The sequence below is a fragment of the Streptomyces sp. NPDC048191 genome (genome assembly GCF_040652655.1).
GTDB lineage: Bacteria > Actinomycetota > Actinomycetes > Streptomycetales > Streptomycetaceae > Streptomyces.
The window spans coordinates 248,129-265,122 of sequence record NZ_JBEZMO010000009.1; the positions used below are offsets into that span (position 1 = coordinate 248,129).

17 protein-coding genes are annotated in these 16,994 nt (G+C 73.0%); 2 read left to right on the plus strand and 15 right to left on the minus strand.

Translation table 11 applies throughout. From position 1 onward, the window contains the following. Window positions 1-25: 25 nt before the first annotated feature. Entirely contained in the window at window positions 26-394 is a 369-nt protein-coding gene (locus tag AB0D93_RS18025; protein WP_362120290.1) for a metalloregulator ArsR/SmtB family transcription factor, read from the minus strand. Window positions 395-560: 166 nt separating this feature from the next. Between AB0D93_RS18025 and AB0D93_RS18030 the strand changes: the two genes are divergently transcribed. Further along, the gene (locus AB0D93_RS18030) at window positions 561-1,016 is read left to right on the plus strand and encodes a TerB family tellurite resistance protein (protein WP_362120293.1); all 456 of its coding nucleotides are present in this window, start codon (window positions 561-563) and stop codon (window positions 1,014-1,016) included. Window positions 1,017-1,051: 35 nt separating this feature from the next. Continuing rightward, complete coding sequence (locus AB0D93_RS18035) at window positions 1,052-2,065, plus strand: AsnC family transcriptional regulator (protein WP_362120295.1); 1,014 nt, start codon at window positions 1,052-1,054, stop codon at window positions 2,063-2,065. 104 nt (window positions 2,066-2,169) lie between these two features. On the opposite strand, the gene AB0D93_RS18040 is transcribed toward AB0D93_RS18035, so the two are convergent. From AB0D93_RS18040 to AB0D93_RS18105, 14 genes are all read right to left on the minus strand, one after another. Further along, entirely contained in the window at window positions 2,170-2,841 is a 672-nt protein-coding gene (locus AB0D93_RS18040) for a GNAT family protein (RefSeq protein WP_362120297.1), read from the minus strand. 62 nt (window positions 2,842-2,903) lie between these two features. Beyond that, window positions 2,904-4,295: an MFS transporter gene (locus AB0D93_RS18045; RefSeq protein ID WP_362120299.1), complete on the minus strand. Its 1,392-nt coding sequence runs from the start codon at window positions 4,293-4,295 to the stop codon at window positions 2,904-2,906. A 702-nt stretch (window positions 4,296-4,997) separates the two neighbouring features. Continuing rightward, the gene (locus AB0D93_RS18050; RefSeq protein ID WP_362120301.1) at window positions 4,998-5,963 is read right to left on the minus strand and encodes an ABC transporter substrate-binding protein; all 966 of its coding nucleotides are present in this window, start codon (window positions 5,961-5,963) and stop codon (window positions 4,998-5,000) included. Between the two features lie 266 nt (window positions 5,964-6,229). Continuing rightward, the gene (locus tag AB0D93_RS18055) at window positions 6,230-6,898 is read right to left on the minus strand and encodes an ABC transporter permease (protein ID WP_362120303.1); all 669 of its coding nucleotides are present in this window, start codon (window positions 6,896-6,898) and stop codon (window positions 6,230-6,232) included. Beyond that, complete coding sequence (locus tag AB0D93_RS18060; RefSeq protein WP_362120305.1) at window positions 6,895-7,548, minus strand: ABC transporter permease subunit; 654 nt, start codon at window positions 7,546-7,548, stop codon at window positions 6,895-6,897. The genes AB0D93_RS18055 and AB0D93_RS18060 overlap by 4 nt, the downstream gene beginning before the upstream one ends. Further along, window positions 7,545-8,708, minus strand: coding sequence for an ABC transporter ATP-binding protein (locus tag AB0D93_RS18065; RefSeq protein ID WP_362120390.1), 1,164 nt, complete (start codon window positions 8,706-8,708; stop codon window positions 7,545-7,547). Before AB0D93_RS18065 ends, AB0D93_RS18060 begins: the two co-directional genes overlap by 4 nt. A gap of 126 nt (window positions 8,709-8,834) precedes the next feature. Beyond that, complete coding sequence (locus AB0D93_RS18070; protein ID WP_362120307.1) at window positions 8,835-9,554, minus strand: FAD:protein FMN transferase; 720 nt, start codon at window positions 9,552-9,554, stop codon at window positions 8,835-8,837. Between the two features lies 1 nt (window position 9,555). After that, window positions 9,556-9,987: an FMN-binding protein gene (locus AB0D93_RS18075; RefSeq protein ID WP_362120309.1), complete on the minus strand. Its 432-nt coding sequence runs from the start codon at window positions 9,985-9,987 to the stop codon at window positions 9,556-9,558. A gap of 16 nt (window positions 9,988-10,003) precedes the next feature. Beyond that, window positions 10,004-11,341: a ferredoxin reductase family protein gene (locus tag AB0D93_RS18080; RefSeq protein WP_362120312.1), complete on the minus strand. Its 1,338-nt coding sequence runs from the start codon at window positions 11,339-11,341 to the stop codon at window positions 10,004-10,006. A 397-nt stretch (window positions 11,342-11,738) separates the two neighbouring features. Beyond that, window positions 11,739-13,040 (minus strand): SpoIIE family protein phosphatase, encoded by a 1,302-nt coding sequence (locus tag AB0D93_RS18085; RefSeq protein ID WP_362120314.1) that lies wholly within the window; start codon window positions 13,038-13,040, stop codon window positions 11,739-11,741. A gap of 434 nt (window positions 13,041-13,474) precedes the next feature. After that, window positions 13,475-13,882 (minus strand): peptide-methionine (R)-S-oxide reductase MsrB, encoded by a 408-nt coding sequence (gene msrB / locus AB0D93_RS18090; protein ID WP_362120316.1) that lies wholly within the window; start codon window positions 13,880-13,882, stop codon window positions 13,475-13,477. A gap of 14 nt (window positions 13,883-13,896) precedes the next feature. Then, entirely contained in the window at window positions 13,897-15,285 is a 1,389-nt protein-coding gene (murC, locus tag AB0D93_RS18095; protein WP_362120318.1) for a UDP-N-acetylmuramate--L-alanine ligase, read from the minus strand. A 213-nt stretch (window positions 15,286-15,498) separates the two neighbouring features. After that, window positions 15,499-15,972 (minus strand): indole-3-glycerol phosphate synthase, encoded by a 474-nt coding sequence (locus AB0D93_RS18100; protein ID WP_362120320.1) that lies wholly within the window; start codon window positions 15,970-15,972, stop codon window positions 15,499-15,501. Window positions 15,973-16,102: 130 nt separating this feature from the next. Next, on the minus strand, window positions 16,103-16,960 hold the full coding sequence (locus AB0D93_RS18105; RefSeq protein ID WP_362120322.1) for a pyrimidine reductase family protein: 858 nt from the start codon (window positions 16,958-16,960) through the stop codon (window positions 16,103-16,105). Window positions 16,961-16,994 lie beyond the last annotated feature (34 nt).

Sequence of the window (16,994 nt, forward strand, 5' to 3'; positions counted from 1 at the left end):
CCCGGCCTGCGGGCCCGTCGGGGGCTCAGAGGCCACGGAGCCGGCGGGCCGGGGCCGGGGCGGCCACCTCCCGTTCGGCGAGCCGGCCGACCAGGAGGCGTACGACGTCGACGACCGCGGCCTGTCCGGCGGCGTCCACGAAGTACACCTGGCGGCGGCCCTCGCGACGGGAGCGGACGAGCCCGGCGAGTTTCAGCTTGGTCAGGTGCTGGCTGACGGCGGGCAGTGCGCCGCCGACCCGCTCGGCGAGCCCGGTGACGTCGCTCTCCCCCTGGATCAGCGCCCACACGATGTGCAGCCGCGCGGGCGAGGCGAGCAGTCCGAAGGCGGCGGCCGCCTCGGTGAGCACCTCGGCGGAGGGGTCCTGGTGGCCGGTGCCGGGCGCTGTCGCCACTGTCGCCTTCCTCCGTGTCGTCCTGTGTCGGATGCGTGTGCGGGGGATCAGTCTAGGTCCGCAGGAACTTTCCGGCGGTCCCGTGAGTTTCTACGGTGCTGTAGAGGTTGCTGCCGGTGTGCCGGGGAGCACCCGGCCGTTGCCACGAGTGATACGAGGAGTGCGCATGGCCCTGTGGGACCGCGTCAAGGAGTCGGCGTCGCAGATGCAGACCCAGTTGGTGGCGAGGAAGAACGATCTGAAGAGCGGTGCGTTCCGCGACGCGAGCATGGCGATGTGCGCGCTCGTGGCCGCCGCGGACGGGACGGTCGATCCGTCGGAGCGGCAGCGGGTGGCCCAGCTCATTGCGACGAACGAGGTGTTGCAGAACTTCCCGGCGGACGACCTGAGGCGCCGCTTCGAGGAGAACCTGAACAAGCTGACGACCGACTTCGCCTTCGGCAAGGTGAGCGTGCTGCAGGAGGTCGCCAAGGCGAAGAAGAAGCCGACCGAGGCGCGGGCCGTCATCCAGATCGGCATCGTGATCGGCGGCGCGGACGGCGACTTCGACAAGACGGAGCAGGCCGTGGTGCGCGAGGCGTGTTACACGCTGGACCTGCCGCCGCACGAGTTCGACCTCTGAGCCGTACGGCCCGGACCGGCGGGCAGGATGGGGGGATGCTCGACGATCTCGACCGTGCCCTCATCCACGCCCTGCATCTGGACGGGCGGGCGCCGTTCAGCAGGATCGCCGAGGTGCTCGGGGTCTCGGCGCAGACCGTGGCCCGCCGTTATCGCAGGCTGCGCGCGGAGGCCGGGCTGCGCGTGGTCGGTCTGGCCGACCCGGACCGGGCGGGCCGCGCGCAGTGGCTGGTCCGGCTGACGGCGACGGCACGCTCGGCGCAGGACATCGCTGGGGCGCTGGTGCGACGGCCGGACACGTCCTGGGTGAAGCTGACGTCGGGGGGCACCGAGATCACGGCGGTGATCCACGCCCCGGCCGAGGACGCCTCCCCCGGCTCGCTGCTGCTGCACGACGTGCCGCGCACGGGCGGCGTCACCGCCGTCTCCGCGCACTGTCTGCTGCACACCTACCTGGGCGGCCCCGCCAACTGGCGGCGCAGCGCACAGGCGTTGAACGAGGAACAGCGGGCGGCCCTGGAGTACCGCGAGAGCGTGGAGGGAGTACGGCAACCTGGGCCGGAGGACGCGGAGTTGCTCGCCGCGCTGGAGCGGGACGGGCGGACCGGGCAGGGGGAGCTGACCGGGGTGACCGGCTGGTCGCCCACGACCGTGGCCCGGCGGCTGGCCGAACTGCGGGCGTCGGGCGCGCTGTTCTTCGACGTGGAGGTGGACGCCGGGCACTTCGGCGTCCGTACCCGGGCCCTGCTGTGGCTGTCGGTGCGCCCGGCGGACCTGGAGCGGGTGGCGCTCGCCCTGGCCGGCCATGACGAACTGGCCTTCGTGGCCGCGACCACCGGCCGCACCAATCTGGTCGCTCAGGCCCTCTGCCGGGACCCGGCCGACCTGCACCGCTACCTCACGCGCCGCCTCGGCGCGCTCCGGGAGATCGACGCGCTGGAGACGAGCCCGGTGCTGCGCACGCTGAAGGCGGCGAGCCCCGTGCTGACGGACCTGGCGAGGGTACGACGCCGGTGGCCGGGCACGGTCTCCGTCCAACGGGGCGGCTGAGACCGTACGCCGGGGTCCGGGACGGCTTCAGCGCCGCGGCGGCCGTCCCCCGGCGACCGTCTCCCGGCGGCCGGCATCCGTGCTGCCGGGGTCCGCGCTCGTGATCAGGCGGACCGGTCGATGCCGAGGACCGGCAGGCAGTCGGTGACGCCGACGAGTTCGATGTCGTCGCGCCGCCCCTCGGACCATCGGTCATGGGTGAGCCTCCACCGGGTCAACTCGGCAGGCTCGCCGCGGCGGGTGTCCCAGCAGACTCCGTTGGGCACATAGCCCACGGCCTCCGACACCCGGTTCGACGCGTGGTTGTCGACGAACGCCGCGCTCTCGGCCTCCCGGGCTCCCAGCCCGTCGAAGGCCAGATGCAACACGGCCTGGCGCATCTCCCTGCCCAGGCCGCGGCCACGCGCGTCGGGGCCGAGCCAGGAGAACGTCTCCACCGTGCCGAACGTCGAGAAGCTCCGTCCGATCAGGTCCTGCATGCCCACCGGCTGGTCGTCGACGACCACCACGAAATACAGCCGCCAGTAGCTGTCACTGACGTTCCCGCGGCCGGCCCACACCTTGCGGAGCCACTCCCACTCCCGCTCCGGGCTGTCCTTGTACAAGGACATCGGGTCGTCGAACGGCCACGGTGCCTCCGTGACCACACCTTTGCGGACCGTCGGGACGAGTCGCTCCAACAACTCGTCGGTCGCTCCCAGCAACGACAGCCGGGGCGTGTGCACCTGCACATTCAGCGGAGGATACGAGGACGCGGTCATCATGGTCGCCGGCACGGGCGCCACCCTAGCCGCAGTGGACAGGGGCCGCATCCGCTTTCCTCCGCGCGAGTCCGGCCCTACGTTCCTTCCCCCGCCCCTGCCCGCGCACTCGCCACCCAGGCCACGCCCAGCAGCCCCACCGCGACCCAGCACGCATCCTGCGGCGCGCCCGGCCCTCTCCCCGCCAGGTACACGCTGCCGAGCACCGCCACCCCCAGCGTGGCCCCGAGTTGCTGAACGGCGTTGAGCAGTCCGGCGGCCGAGCCGACCTCCTGCGGACGCAGCGGGAGCAGGGCGAGGGTGAAGAAGGCGGGCGTGAACAGGCCGGCGCCGAGGCCGATCAGGGCGAGTGCGGGCGGCAACGCCACCGGGTAGTGGCCCGGCGCGGTCGTGCGGTACGCGGCCACGGCGGCGAGCAGGCCCGCCAGCAGTGTCCCGAGTCCGTACGGCATGACCCGGCGCCCGTGCCGCCGTACCAGCCGCGAGCCCGACCACCAGGAGGCGAGGGCGAGCCCGGCGGACCACGGCAGCAGGCTCAGCCCGGCTCCCAGCACACCGGTGTGCGCGCCGAGTTGGAGCTGGAGGACGACCACCACGGTCAGTCCGCTGGTCACCGCGAAGAAGGCGGTGGAGGTGAGGAGAGCGGCCGGAAAGCCGCGGTGTGTGAACAGGCTGCGCTCCAGCAGGGGGCGGGCCGCGCGGGCCTGCCGCCGGGCGAAGACGGCGAGCACGAGCAGGCCGGCGGCGAGGAACAGCCCGTCACGTGGGGACAGCCTGGAGAGGTCGCCGCCGATCAGCGGGTACACCAGGAGTCCGCTGCCGAGCGCGGCCAGGGCCGTGCCGGGCCAGTCGAGGGACGGGCGGCGCGGGGCGCGGTTCTCCGGCAGGTTCCGGGCCAGGGCCAGCACCACCGCGGCCACCGGAACGTTCACCAGGAACACCGACCGCCAGGACGAGCCGAACAGGTCGGCATGGGTCAGCACACCGCCGACGACGGGTCCGCAGACGGCGGCGAGGCCCATCACCGGCCCGATGCTGCCGAGCGCCTTGGCCGTCTCCTCCCCGGAGAACATCGCCTTGATCAGCCCGATGGTCTGCGGAATGATCAGCGCCGCCGCGGCGCCCTGCATGGCCCGGAAGGCGATGAGCGGCCCCGGCGACGGCGCCAGCGCGCAGGCCAGGGACGCCGCCGTGAACACCGTCACGCCGAGGACGAACATCCGGCGCCGGCCCGCGATGTCACCGAGCCGCCCGCCGGTGATCAGCAGCACGGCGAACGGCAGGGTATAGGCGGCGCCGAACCACTGGACGTCGGAGACCGGGCCGCCCAGGTCGGCGTGGACGGCCGGCGCGGCCACCTGGACGACGGTCGCGTCCAGCAGGTTCATCGCCTCGCCCAGCAGCAGGGCGGCCAGGCCCGGCCACCGTGTGCGGTGCGGTGGGGCGACAGCCACGTGTTCCGTGGTCATGGTGGTTCCTCTCATGCTCGCTCCGGGGGCCGGAAGCGGCCCCGGGCCAGCGTGGGAGGGAGAGGGATCCCGGCTCCACCGGGAGCGGTACGGATGCGGTTTTCCTCCATCAGCCGCGCTGTTTCCGGAGAATTCCCACAGCGTGACCGGCGGGGACCGTAGGGCTCGCGACTCCGCGAGGCGGGGCGGGGCGGCGGTTCGGCCGCCGTGGTGCGGCCTCCGGGCCGCGGTCTCCTCCAGGCCCTCGGAGAGGACGACGCGGCCCGCCGAGGCGGAGGGCGTCGGTGGGCGCGGTGACGAAGGAGGGGTGGATCCGGAACCGCCTGCGAGGAGTTGGCGGGCGCGGACGGCGGGCATCGCGCGGACCGGGCGGACCGCGGAGCAGGGCGCCGCCGTGACTGCGCGGGAGCCGGCGCTCGCGGGCACGCTCCCCGGCGACGTCGACGGGGACGGAGCGGTGGGCGCCGTCGCCGGAGCCACGCCCGTACCGGCGGCCGGCGGCGGCGAGCCGGTCGGCCCTCTCCCGGGCGCGGCGGCCCCGGTCCGGCGCGCCGGGGCCGTCGACGGGTCGGACGGTGCCGTCGGCGAGCCGGATCAGGCCGGCCGGACCGAGGACGGTGCCGTACGGCACGACGCGGGTGTCCCCTGCCGAGGGGGCACCCGCGTCGTGCACGTCCACGTCCGGGCCGAAGGGCCAGGGTGTCAGGCGAGGCCCGCGGACTTCAGCCAGGCCTTGGCGACGTCCAGCGGGTCCTTGTTCTGGCTCTGCACCTGGGTGGCCAGTTCCAGCAGGGTCGCCGTGTCGAGCTTGGCCGAGACCGCGTTGAGCGCGTCGACGCCCTTCTGGGGCAGGGCGCTCTTGTAGACGAGCGGCTGGACGTTCTCGAAGCCGAAGAGGTTCTTCGGGTCCTGCAGGACGACGAACTTCTCCTTGGAGATGGTCGGCTCCGTGGTGAAGATGTCCGCGACCTGTACGGCGTCCTTCTTCAGTGCCGCCTGGGTGAGCGGGCCGCCCGCGTCCAGCGCCTTGAAGGACTTGAACTGCAGGCCGTAGACGGACTTGAGTCCCACCAGGCCCTGCTGCCGGGTCTGGAACTCCGGCGAGGCGCCGATGACCAGGTCCTTCGCGATGTCCTTGAGGTCGGAGATCGACGACTTCCCGGTCAGGCCGTACTTCTTCGCGGTGGCCGCGTTGACCGTGACCGAGTCCTTGTCCTCGGCCGGCGAGGGCTTGAGCAGGGTCAGCTTGGAGTCCAGCTTGGCCTCGATGGCCGCGGTGGTGGCGTCGGCCGTCTTGGGCGCGGCCTTCGGGTCGAGGTAGGCCAGCAGCGCGCCGTTGTACTCGGGCAGCACCGAGATGGAGCCGTTCTTGATCAGCCCGTAGGTGGTCTCGCGGCTGCCGATGTTCGGCTTGTACGTGACCTTGACTCCCTTGGCCTTGAGGGCCTCGCCGTAGATGTCGGCGAGCAGGGTGCTCTCGGGGAAGTTGTTGGATCCGACGACGACGGTGCCGCCGCTCGCCTTGCTGTCGTCCGACAGAGGGTTGCCGCCGGACTTGTCGCCGTTGGAGGAACAGCCCGCCAGCAGAGCCGTCGCCGCCGCGAGGGCGACCACCGCCGCGCCTCGGTTCCTCCGGATGGACCTGCTGATGCGGTTGGTGGAAGTCACCTGACGATCCAATCCAGCCGGTTCTCGGTCAGTCAAGGGCCGTAGATCACCGATTGGCCTCGATCTGCGGTCACTTGCGCACACGGAGCAGTCCCTTCGTAACGGATTCCTGATGAAAGGCGCACCGGCCGGACTTCCAGGCGGACGCGGTCTAGGGGCAGTTGCCATCGGCCACACCGGTGTGCGAGTGCCCCTCCGGCCCGGCACGCCCTGGCACGGGGCGGGAGATGCCCCTTGCCCGTCACCGACACATCCGGGCCCCGACGTCAGCCACTGCGGCGCACCCCCGCCGAGACCGTGATGCGGGAGGCCGCCCAGAAGACCAGGAGGGTGGCGAGGGCCAGGCCGGCGACGAGAGTGGCGCCGCCGACGACCTTCTCGTAGTTCTTCTGGTAGAGCCCGTCGATGATGTACCGGCCGAGGCCGCCGAGGCTGACGTAGGCGGCGATCGTGGCGGTGGAGACGATCTGGATGGCCGCCGTGCGCAGGCCGCTGAGGATCAGCGGGAGCGCGACCGGCACCTCCACCTGGAACAGCACCCGTGCCTCGGCCATGCCCATGCCCCGGGCGGCGTCCACGGGCGAGGGGTCGACGGACCGGATCGCCTCGTAGGTGGTGACCAGGATGGGCGGTACGGCGAGCACGACCAGCGGGATCATCACCGGCAGCAGCCCGAACCCGATCCAGATGAACATCAGCACGAGGAGACCGAAGCTGGGCAGGGCCCGGCCTGCGGTGGCGATCAGGGCGAGGGCGTTGCCGCCGCGGCCGTAGTGGCCGGTGACCAGGCCGACGGGCAGCCCGATCAGCGCGGCGAACAGCAGTGCTTCCAGGGAGTACTTGACGTGCTCGGCGAGGCGGGTGGGGATGCCGTCGTAGCCGTGCCAGTGGGCGCTGTCGCCGAAGAAGGCGTGCGCGAAGTTCAGGACGTTCACCGGGTGGCACCCTTCCTCGGCATCCAGGGGGTGAGCAGGCGGCGGACGAGGACGAGCAGGGCGTCGGCCAGGATGCCCAACGCCGCTGTCGTGACGACCGAGTTCACGGCGAGGGCGGGCCGGTGGTAGGTGGTGGCGTCGTTGAGCATGTTGCCGAGCGCGCCCTGGTTGCCGATGAGCATGCCGACGCTGACCAGGGAGAAGCTGGAGACGACCGCGACCCTGAGGCCCGCGATGATCGCGGGTGCGGCGATGGGCAACTGGACCTGTAGGTAACGGCGTACGGGGCCGAGGCCCATGGCCTGGGCGGCGGCCAGGGTCTCCTGCGGCACCGAGCGGACGCCGTCCACGATGCCCGGCACCAGCACCACCAGGCTGTAGACCGCGAGCGGGATCATCACCGTGGTCTCGCTCTGCCCGAAGTAGTCGATGAGGACGACGAAGAAGGCCAGCGACGGGATGGAGTAGAGCACGGTGGTGATGCCCAGGACGGGCGGGTAGACCCAGCGGAAGCGGACGCAGAGCTGGGCCACCGGCAGTGCGACGAGCAGCGCGGCCAGCACCGGCAGCAGGCCCTCGCGCACATGCAGGCCGACGAGTCCGAGGTAGCTGTGCTGGAGGTCGCTCGGGAGGTCGAAGAAGCCGTTCACCGGACGGCCTCGACGTCGGTGCCGTCCGCGGCCGGGCCGGGCGCGGCGCCGGAGCCGTCCGCGACCCGGCTGTGGGCGGCGCGGATGGCGTCGCCGATGACCTGCTGGGAGACGACGCCGACGGCGCGCCCCTCGCCGTCCACGGCGACGGCCCACCCGGTGGGTGAGAGCACCGCCCCGTCGAGCGCGGCGCGCAGCGAGTCGGTGCCGGGCACGAACGGCCGCCCGTGGTCGAGGAGCCGGTCCCTGTCGATGGGCCCGGCTGTGAGCCGGTCCGGCTCGCTCCAGCCGAGCGGGCGGCCGTCGAGGTCGGTGACGAGGAGGTAGGGGGCACCGGCGCGGGCGGAGAGTCCCGCGGCGTCGGCGTCGACGCGCACGATGGGCGCGGTCTGCAGCTCGAGGCCGGCGGACGGGAAGAAGGACAGCCGGCGGATGCCCCGGTCGGCGCCGAGGAAGTCCTCCACGAAGGCGTCGGCGGGGGCGCTGAGCAGTTCGGCGGGCGGGGCGAACTGGGCGAGCCGGCCGCCGGTGCGCAGCACGGCGACCATGGTGCCGAGCTTGATCGCCTCGTCGATGTCGTGCGTGACGAAGACGATGGTCTTGCCCAACTCGTCCTGGATACGTAGCAGTTCGTCCTGGAGCCCCTTGCGCACCACGGGGTCGACGGCGGAGAACGGCTCGTCCATCAGCAGCACCGGCGGGTCGGCGGCGAGCGCCCGGGCGACACCGACGCGCTGCTGCTGGCCGCCGGAGAGCTGGTACGGGTACCGCTTGGCGAGGGAGGCGTCGAGTCCGACCCGCTCCATCAGCTCCGCGGCCCGGGCGCGGGCCTTCTGCCTGCTCCAGCCCAGCAGCCGGGGGACGGTGGCGATGTTGTCGACGATCGTGCGGTGCTGGAAGAGCCCGGCGTTCTGGATGACGTAACCCATCGAGCGGCGCAGGGTGTTGACGGGCTGCTGCCGGATGTCCGTGCCGTCGAGGAGGATGCTGCCCTCGGTGGGGTCCACCATCCGGTTGATCATCCGCAGGGTCGTCGTCTTTCCGCAGCCCGAGGGCCCGACGAGGACGGTGATCCCGCGGTCCGGTATCTCCAGTGACAGCCGGTCGACCGCGACCGTGCCGTCCGGGTACCGCTTCGTGACTGAATCTATCCGTATCAAAACGCCGGACACCCTTCGGGTTTGGCAGATTTCCGCCCGTTTCCGGCCGATGGCGTCGGTGCGCAGGCCGTTGCGGGGAGAGTCTAGACCGCGAGTGTTTCAGCGTTTTGGCGGGTGAGCGACGGCTCAGGCCACCGGCAGCCCCGGCGTGCGCAGCACGCTGCGTGCGGCGTCGACCGCGAAGACCTCGCAGCCGGGGCGGGCGGCGGCCCAGGCCGGTCCTTCGGCGCCCAGGGCGAAGGCGGCCGTGGCGGTCGCGTCCGCCTCCGTCAGGGTCGCGGCCACCACGGTGAGGCTGAGCAGTCCGGTGGCGGGGCGTCCGGTGCGCCCGTCGAGGATGTGGTCGCCGCGCTCGTAGGGCCCGGAGGTCGCCACCGCCGCGTCGGTGACCGCCAGCACGGCACACACGCGGTCGGCCCGTTCGGGATGCCGTACCCCGACCCGCCACGGTCCGCCGGAGACGACCACGTCACCGCCGGCGTTGAGACAGAACCGCCGTACCCCGGCCGCCGTCAGCAGTGCGGCCGCCCGCTGCACCGACCAGCCCTTGACCACCGCGCAGGGGTCGAGCCCCCGGCCGGGCAGCCGGACGTCGAAGGCGCCGCCGGTCTCGTCCCGGTACCGCTCGCACAGGCCGAGGACCTCCCTCAGGTCCGCGCTCCGCTCGCCGTCGGCCAACTCGCCGCGCCCGTACCGGGACACCTCACTGCCGGGCTTGAACGGGCTGAAACGGGCGTCCACTTGGCGCAGCCAGTCGAAGACGGCGTCCGCGGCGGCGGCGTGGTCACCCGCGTCGTCGATCCGCAGCGAGACCGGGAACCCCATGACGTGCTCGACGCGGCGCACCTCAGGAGCCCTTGGCGTCGAGCGCGGCCTGGAGGGACTCCCTGTATCCGGCGCTCGTGATGGTGGCCCCGGAGACCGCGTCGATGCGGGCGCTCTGGGCCCGGAGTGTCTCCGCGATCAACTGCGGTACGGCGAACGCGGTCTGCCGGTGGTGCGGCGCCTGGAGCATCCGCACGGAGGTGATCCGGTCGCCCTGGAGGGTCACCTCCACCTGGATGACGCCCTTGGACGTGTTCACCGCGGGGCCCGGGACGACCTTCGCGACCGTCGCGGAGGACGAGGGGGAGGAGGGGGAAGACGTCGGCGGCGTCGGTGCGGGGGTCGGCGTCGACGCCGGCTGGGCGACGTCGGTGGTCCCGATCGAGGGCTGGTAGCGCCACACCGGGATCAGGCCCGCGACGGTCAGGACGAAGACGGGAATGGCTCGCTTCACGGTGGGAAGCCCTCTCTCAGCCCGCGAGGCTGAAGCGCTCGAAGTGGATCTGCCGCTTGGGCACGCCCAGGTCGGCCAGGCTGCGCAGCACCGCGGTCATCATTCCGGGCGGCCCGCACAGGAACACGTCGCGCTCGCCGATGTCGGGCACGAGCCGGGCCAGTTCACCCGGCGCGAGCTTGTCTGGGAGGACCGGCCCGGTGACCAGGTGCAGCTCGGCGCCCTTGGTGAGGGCGAGGTCGCGCAGCTCGTCGTAGAGGACGGCGTCGCGGTCGGTGGCCACCCGGTAGATGACCACGGCGTGGCCCTGCAGGTCCTCCAGCAGCGCCCGGATGGGCGTGACACCGACGCCACCGGCGATCAGCACGGACTCCGGGCGGGTGCGGTGCAGTGTGGTGAAGGCGCCGTAGGGGCCCTCGGCGAAGACGCGGGTGCCGACCTTCAGCCGGCGCAGGGCGGCGCTGCCGTCGCCGGCCGCCTTGGCGGTGAGGCGCAGGGTGCGGCCGTCGGGGGCGGCGGACAGGGAGAACGGGTTGGCCTGCCACCAGCGGTCCCGGGTGAGGAACCGCCAGAGGAAGAACTGGCCGGCCCGGGCGGGCAGCCGGTCCAGGTCGCGGCCGGTGACGTAGACGGAGACGACGTCGTCGGACTCGGCGACGACCGCCGCGACGCGCAGCCGGTGCCGCAGGTTGCGCCACAACGGCAGCACCAGCCGGCCCAGGAACAGCGCGCCGAGGGCGACGCCCCACACCGTGTACCAGTACGCCCGGGCGGCGGGCGACGCGGTGAACGTCGTGCCGACCGCGACCTGGTGGGTGAAGGCGAGGACCACGGCGACGTAGGTGTACAGGTGGACGAAGTGCCAGGTCTCGTAGGCGAGCCGGCGGCGTGCCCAGCGGGCCGAGGTGGCGCCGACCACGAGGAGCAGCGCGAGCGCGACGGCGGCGCGCAGCACGCCCTCGACGGTCTCGGCGAGGTTCACCAGCTGGTTCACGGGGTCCATCGAGGACTCCCGGGCATAGCCGAAGGTGATGAACACCGCGTGGGTGAGCAGGGTCCACACGACCCCGATGCCGGTGCGGCGGTGCCAGGTGGTCAGCCGGTCCATGCCGATACGGCGGTCCAGCCAGGGCAGCCGGGCCACCAGCAGCAGCTGGAAGGCCATGAGGAGGGCGCCGTACAGGCCGGCGAGGCGGCCCAGCACGATCAGTGGGTTCGAGGCGAATCCGGCCTGGGCGAAGAACCGGGCGACAACGGCCGCGTTGACGGCCAGCAGGGTGTAGAGGCCGGTGCGGGCCACGACCCGGGGGCGGATCGCCGTGGGGGGCGCGGTTCGGGACTGGAGGGTCGTCACGGACGGCAGCTCCTTGATCGGGTCCTGGACGAGCTTCGCCCGCGGATGCTGTCGGTCTCCTGTCGGACGACTTTCACTCGAGTATCGATACGGCCGGCGGGGGCTCGCAGCCCGGCCGGGGCCGAACGGGTGCCGCGGGACGAGCGGGGGGAGAACGTACGGCCACTCGTCGTGGACGACGACCCGCCGATTGCCGGTCCTGGTGGCAACGGTCGCCCGGTACGAGGCCTGGGAGGGCGGTCACCACGTACTCCGGGGAAGCCGCGCCAGGGCCCGGGCCCCGGCTTCCGCCCGGGTCCTGGGGGGCGCACGGCGGCAGCCCGCGGCCGGCCCGGGAGCAGGGCATGACGACGTTCACGGTGGGACTGCCGACCTGAGGGCGGGCGACCAGCCGCCCCTACGGAGAGTTACCGGGCCTGCTGTGCGGCCGGCAGGCGAGCGCGGCGACGTCGTCCTCCGCATGCCATGCGTCCAGGCGGCCGAGGATGATGTCCAGTACGTTCTCCAGCCCGGCCCCGTCGGGGAACCGCACGGCGGACAGCCGCTCCAGAGACCGGTCGATGTCCTCCCCCCGCCGCTCCACCAGCCCGTCGGTGAACAGCACCAGCGTCTCCCCCGCAGCCAGCGGATGCGTGGCCGACTCGTACCCGCCGAGCCCCGTGCCGAGCGGCGGCCCGACGGGGACGGACAGCAGCGAGGCCTCGCCCCCGCGGGTGATGAGCACCGGCGGCAGATGCCCGGCGCTGGCGAGCGTGACCTGGTGGCGCCCCGGGTCGACGCGGGCCAGCAGACAGGTGGCGGGCCTGAGTTCCGCCTCCCGGGAGGCGATCTCGTCCATCTGCCGCAGCACCCGGTGCGGGGGCAGGTCGGCGGAGGCGATGTAGCGCAGGGAGGACCGGTAGACGTTCATGTCGACGGCGGCCTCCAGGCCGTGCCCCATGACGTCGCCGACGACCAGCAGGGTCCGCCCGAAGTGCAGCCGCACGGTCTCGCACCAGTCGCCGCCGACCAGGACGCCACCGCCGGCCGGCAGATAGCGGACGGCGATGTCGAGGTTGGGGTGCGGGCGGCCGGGCTCGGCGAGCAGGGCGCGCTGCAGATCGCCGGCGGTGCGGTTGACGGTCGCGTAGGCGCGCGCGTGCCGTATGTGGGAGGCGGCGCGCTCGGCGAGCAGGCTGACCAGCTCGGCCTCGGCCCGCAGCAGCGGCGGCCCGGAGCGCGCCCACACCAGGACGCCGTAGCCGTCCTCCCCACTGGTCAGCGGCGCGCACAGGGCGACCCCGGCCCGATCGGCGCCCACCTGCTCGATCCAGGGCCCGGGCGGCGCGCCGAGCTCGGATACGTCCGCTTCCCGGGCCGACGCGGCGGCCCAGCGGGGGTCGGGCAGCGCGTCGGCGTCGCCGGTGATCGCCTCGTACCCGGAGAGGGTCTGGCCGGTCCGGCGCATCACGGCGGCCGTCCCGCCGGCCAGCCGCACGGCGATCCGGGTCAGCTCGGCACAGGTCGTGGCCTCGTCGAGGGTCGTACCGATGCCGGTGAGTTCCTCCCGCAGGGCGCTCAGCAACGCGCCGTCCGCGGCATCCGCGGGGTCCTCGGTCCGCGCGGACGCCGAGGTTCCCTCCCGGCCCCTGCCGTCCTCGCGGTGGTGGCCGCTGTCGGCGGGCACAGGCCTGCGACGGGACTGGATCCAGCGCGCCACACCCAACACCCTCACAGAATCTCAAACCGGAGCGAGTGGGGCACCGGCCTCATCCGTCCCCGCGTCCTCAACAGCCCCCGTGCCCGGACGCGGGCCCTTCAGCCCCATGGCGGGCCGGGAGTGCCGTCCGGGTCCGGCCCGTGCCCCCGCAGCACGCTCCCGAACCGGCCGAGCCCCGCCGCCCGGCGCGGTCAGCCCGAGGTACGCGGTGCCTCCCGCGTCGACGATCCGCGGGGCGAACCGCGCGGCGCCCGCGCGGTCCCCGGCGGTCACCAGACGGGCGAGGACCCTCGTCCCGGGCGGGAGGCCGGGCGGCAGCCGCACGGGCGGGCCGCCCCGCTCCGGCGTCCGGGCCCACGACCGGGCGGGATCGGGAGTGCCGGTCGATCGGGACGGTTTCCGGCCTCGGCCGACCGACGGAGCCGGCCCGGCGGTCAGTCCTCGGCGGGGGCCAGCCGCAGCGAGATGGAGTTGATGCAATACCGCTGGTCGGTCGGGGTCGGATACCCCTCGCCCTCGAAGACGTGCCCGAGGTGGGAGCCGCAGCGGGCACAGCGCACCTCGGTGCGGACCATGCCGTGGGAGCGGTCCTCGACCAGTTCGACCGCGTCCGTGTCCTTCGGGTCGTAGAAGGACGGCCAGCCGCAGTGCGACGCGAACTTCGTGTCCGAGGTGAACAGTTCGGCGCCGCAGGCACGGCAGGAGTAGACACCCTCGGTCTTGGTGTCCGTGTACTCACCGGTGAAGGCCGGTTCGGTGGCGGCCTGGCGCAGCACGGCGTACTCGGCCGGATTCAGCTCCGCGCGCCACTGCTCGTCCGGCTTCTCGACGTCGTACGACATGAGCCTCAGCCCCTTTACTGCGACAGGCGGTCCAGGATCAGCGGGCCCAGGTCCGTCACGTCGCCCGCGCCCATGGTGAGAACGAGATCACCGGGCTTCGCCATTCCCGCGATCACGACAGGGATCTCGGCCTTGTCGTGGACGGCGGTGACGTCGGCGCCGGCCGCGCGTGCGGCCGCGATGATCAGTTCGCTGGTCACGCCCGGGACCGGGTCCTCGCGGGCCGGGTAGATGTCCAGCACCACGGAGGCGTCGGCGAGGGCGAGGGCCTGGCCCATCTCCTTGCCCAGCTCCTGGGTGCGGGAGAACAGGTGCGGCTGGAAGACGACGAGGATGCGGGAGTCGCCGGCGGCGCCCCGCATGGCCTCCAGGTCGGCGGTCATCTCGGTGGGGTGGTGCGCGTAGGAGTCGATGACCTGCACCCCGGCGGCCTCGCCCTTGAGCTGCAGGCGCCGCTTGACCCCGGTGTAGGCGGCGAGCGCGGGCGCCAGCTCCGCGGCCGGGATGCCGAGGGCGGCGGCGGCGGTGAGCGCGGCGACGGCGTTGAGGGCGTAGTGCCGCCCCGGTACGGAGACGGTGAAGGTCAGCTCCTCGCCGTCGAGGATCACGGTGACCCGGCTCCTCAGCCCCTGCGGTACGACGGCCGTGACCCGCACGTCGGCGTCCTCGGCCTCACCGTAGGTCACGGTCCGCACCGAGCCCGCGAGCCGGCGGGTCAGCTCCCGTGCCCCCTCGTGGTCGGCGGAGACGACCAGGGTGCCGCCGGGGACGATCTTCCCGGCGAAGGTCTCGAAGGACTCGTAGATCTCGTCCATCGAGGCGTAGTTGGCGTGGTGGTCCAGCTCGACGTTGAGGACGATGGCGACCTCGGGCGCGTACTTGTGGAAGCTGCGGTCCGATTCGTCGGCCTCGGCGACGAAGATCTCGCCCGCTCCGTGCAGGGCGTTCGAGCCGGGCGCGTCGAGGTCGCCGCCGATGGCGTACGACGGCTCCCGGCCCAGCTCGGTGAGGGAGACGGCCAGCATCGAGGTGGTCGTCGTCTTGCCGTGGGTACCGGCCACGGCGATCGGGCGCAGCCCCTCCATCAGCGCGGCGAGCGCGTCGGAGCGGTGCACCACCGGGATGCCCAGCTCGGCCGCGCGGGCCAGCTCGGGGTTGTCCTCGCGGATCGCCGACGAGACGACGACACAGCTCGCGTCGTCGGCGAGGTGCTCCGCCGCGTGCCCGATGTGCACGGTGGCCCCGAGCGCCCGCAGCGCCTCGGCGGTCGCCGACTCCTTGGCGTCGCTCCCGGCCACCGCGGCCCCCCGCTGCGCGAGGATCTTGGCGATCCCCGACATCCCGGCGCCGCCGATGCCGATGAAGTGCGGTCGGTCCATGGCGGCAGGAAGGCCGGGTGCCATGTGGTTCTCCCCAAGATCTCCGGTACGAGGCTGAGCGGGCCCTAGCCTATGCGCTCGGCCGCCGGGCTCGTTGCAGCGAGGGGCCCGGTCGCCGACCCGAGGGGCGCGGGGCCGTATCGGTGTGCGGCTCCGCCGCGCGGGCGCGGGCAACGACGCGCCGGCACCCACGGACGCCCTCGCCGACAGCGATCGGCGGCCGAAGCGGCGGAGCGTCTACGCCTTGCTGTGGGAGAACAGCTTCAGCACCGGCACCCCCACCTTGTGGCGGGCCCGGGAGGCCCAGTCCCGGTGGAAGAACTCCTCCACATAGTGGGGGTCGGTGAGCACGATCACCTCGTCGGCGTCCACCTCGGCGACCAGCGCCTTCAGCGCGTCCAGCGGATGGTCCTCGACCATCCGTCCCTCGGCCCCGCTGCCCGAGGAGCGCAGGGCCTGGACGGAGACGTCGAGCGCCTGCTGTCCGACGCTGCGCGCGTCCTCACCCTCCGGCGTGTCGTGTTCCCGGACCGCCTCGTCGAGTTCGCCGAGCGCGATGTCGTCGATGGCCCGCAGCAGGCGGTCCGCCTGGTCGCCGCGCGGCTGGAGGAGCACGTGGAAAGCGACGGGCTCGTCTCCGTGCAAGGTGGTGACGAACTCGACGTCGGCGGACGTCAAAGCCTTCTCGATCATCAGAACGCTTGTGAACACCAAACGCCTCTTCTCCTCCGGGGGCCCGGACAAGGCCCGTGCGGAAACCATCCTGCCCCGTGTTCGCACGGGTTCTGCCGGACTAAGTCTGCCCTCCGGGGGCTAAACGGAACGGTAGATTCCGCTGATTTCAGGACCGACGGTAACGACCGAACAGGAATCCGGCCTCTTCGAGGAGGGACGCGAGTTCGAACCGGTGCGGCACGGCGACCGGCGGCCCCCCGGCGATGCGCTGCGCGTCGCCCGCGGTCAGCGTGGGCGAGAGGGTCAGGCACAGCTCGTCCAGCACCTCGGCGGCGATCAGCTGGCCGAGCAGCCGGGGGCCGCCCTCGGTGAGCAGCCGGGTGTGGCCCAGGCCGGCCAGGGCGCCCACGGCGCGCGCGGGGTCGACGCCGGCGCCCTCGCCGGCGATCACCACCTTGGCGCCGGCCTTCTCGGCGGCCGCGATCCGGTCGGCGTCGGCCCCGGCTCCGGTCAGGATCAGCGTGGGCACCAGCGGCGAGGTGAACAACGGGAGCGAGAGGTCCAGCTCCAGGCTCGCGGTGACCACCGCGATCGCCGCCGCCGGGCCCTGTCCGGCGGCCTCTCGGGCGGCGGCGAACTCGGCACGCGCGCGTGCGGGCCGGTACCCCTCCTGGCGCACCGTCTCGGCGCCCACCACGATCACGTCGGCGAGCGCCCGCAGCGTGCCGAAGATCCGCATGTCGGAGGCGCTGGAGATGGGCTGGGAGCGCCCCTCGTGCTGGGCAGCGCCGTCGAGCGTGGAGACCATGTTGGCCCGCAGCCACGGCCGCGGGGTGCCGGGCGCGGGCTCCGGGTAGGCGTAGGCGGCGGCCAGCTCGGTGAGCGTCCACTCGCGATCGACGAGGGCCGCGACGTGCGCATCCGTCACCCGCGCCCCGGCAACCCCCCTGGCCCCCTCCCGCTCGGTCGTCCCGCCGGGGGCCTGGGCTGCTGTTTCTTCGGTCACAGGGAACAGGCGTCGCATGTCGTGCAGTCTGACACGGCGCTTAGCATGGTTA

Bases quoted from the DNA above. Each gene is read 5' to 3' on its own strand.
- AB0D93_RS18030 (WP_362120293.1), top strand. From the start codon at position 561: ATGGCCCTGTGGGACCGCGTCAAGGAGTCGGCGTCGCAGATGCAGACC.
- AB0D93_RS18035 (WP_362120295.1), top strand. From the start codon at position 1,052: ATGCTCGACGATCTCGACCGTGCCCTCATCCACGCCCTGCATCTGGAC.
- AB0D93_RS18045 (WP_362120299.1), bottom strand. From the start codon at position 4,295: ATGACCACGGAACACGTGGCTGTCGCCCCACCGCACCGCACACGGTGG.
- msrB (WP_362120316.1), bottom strand. From the start codon at position 13,882: ATGTCGTACGACGTCGAGAAGCCGGACGAGCAGTGGCGCGCGGAGCTG.
- murC (WP_362120318.1), bottom strand. From the start codon at position 15,285: ATGGCACCCGGCCTTCCTGCCGCCATGGACCGACCGCACTTCATCGGC.
- AB0D93_RS18105 (WP_362120322.1), bottom strand. From the start codon at position 16,960: ATGCGACGCCTGTTCCCTGTGACCGAAGAAACAGCAGCCCAGGCCCCC.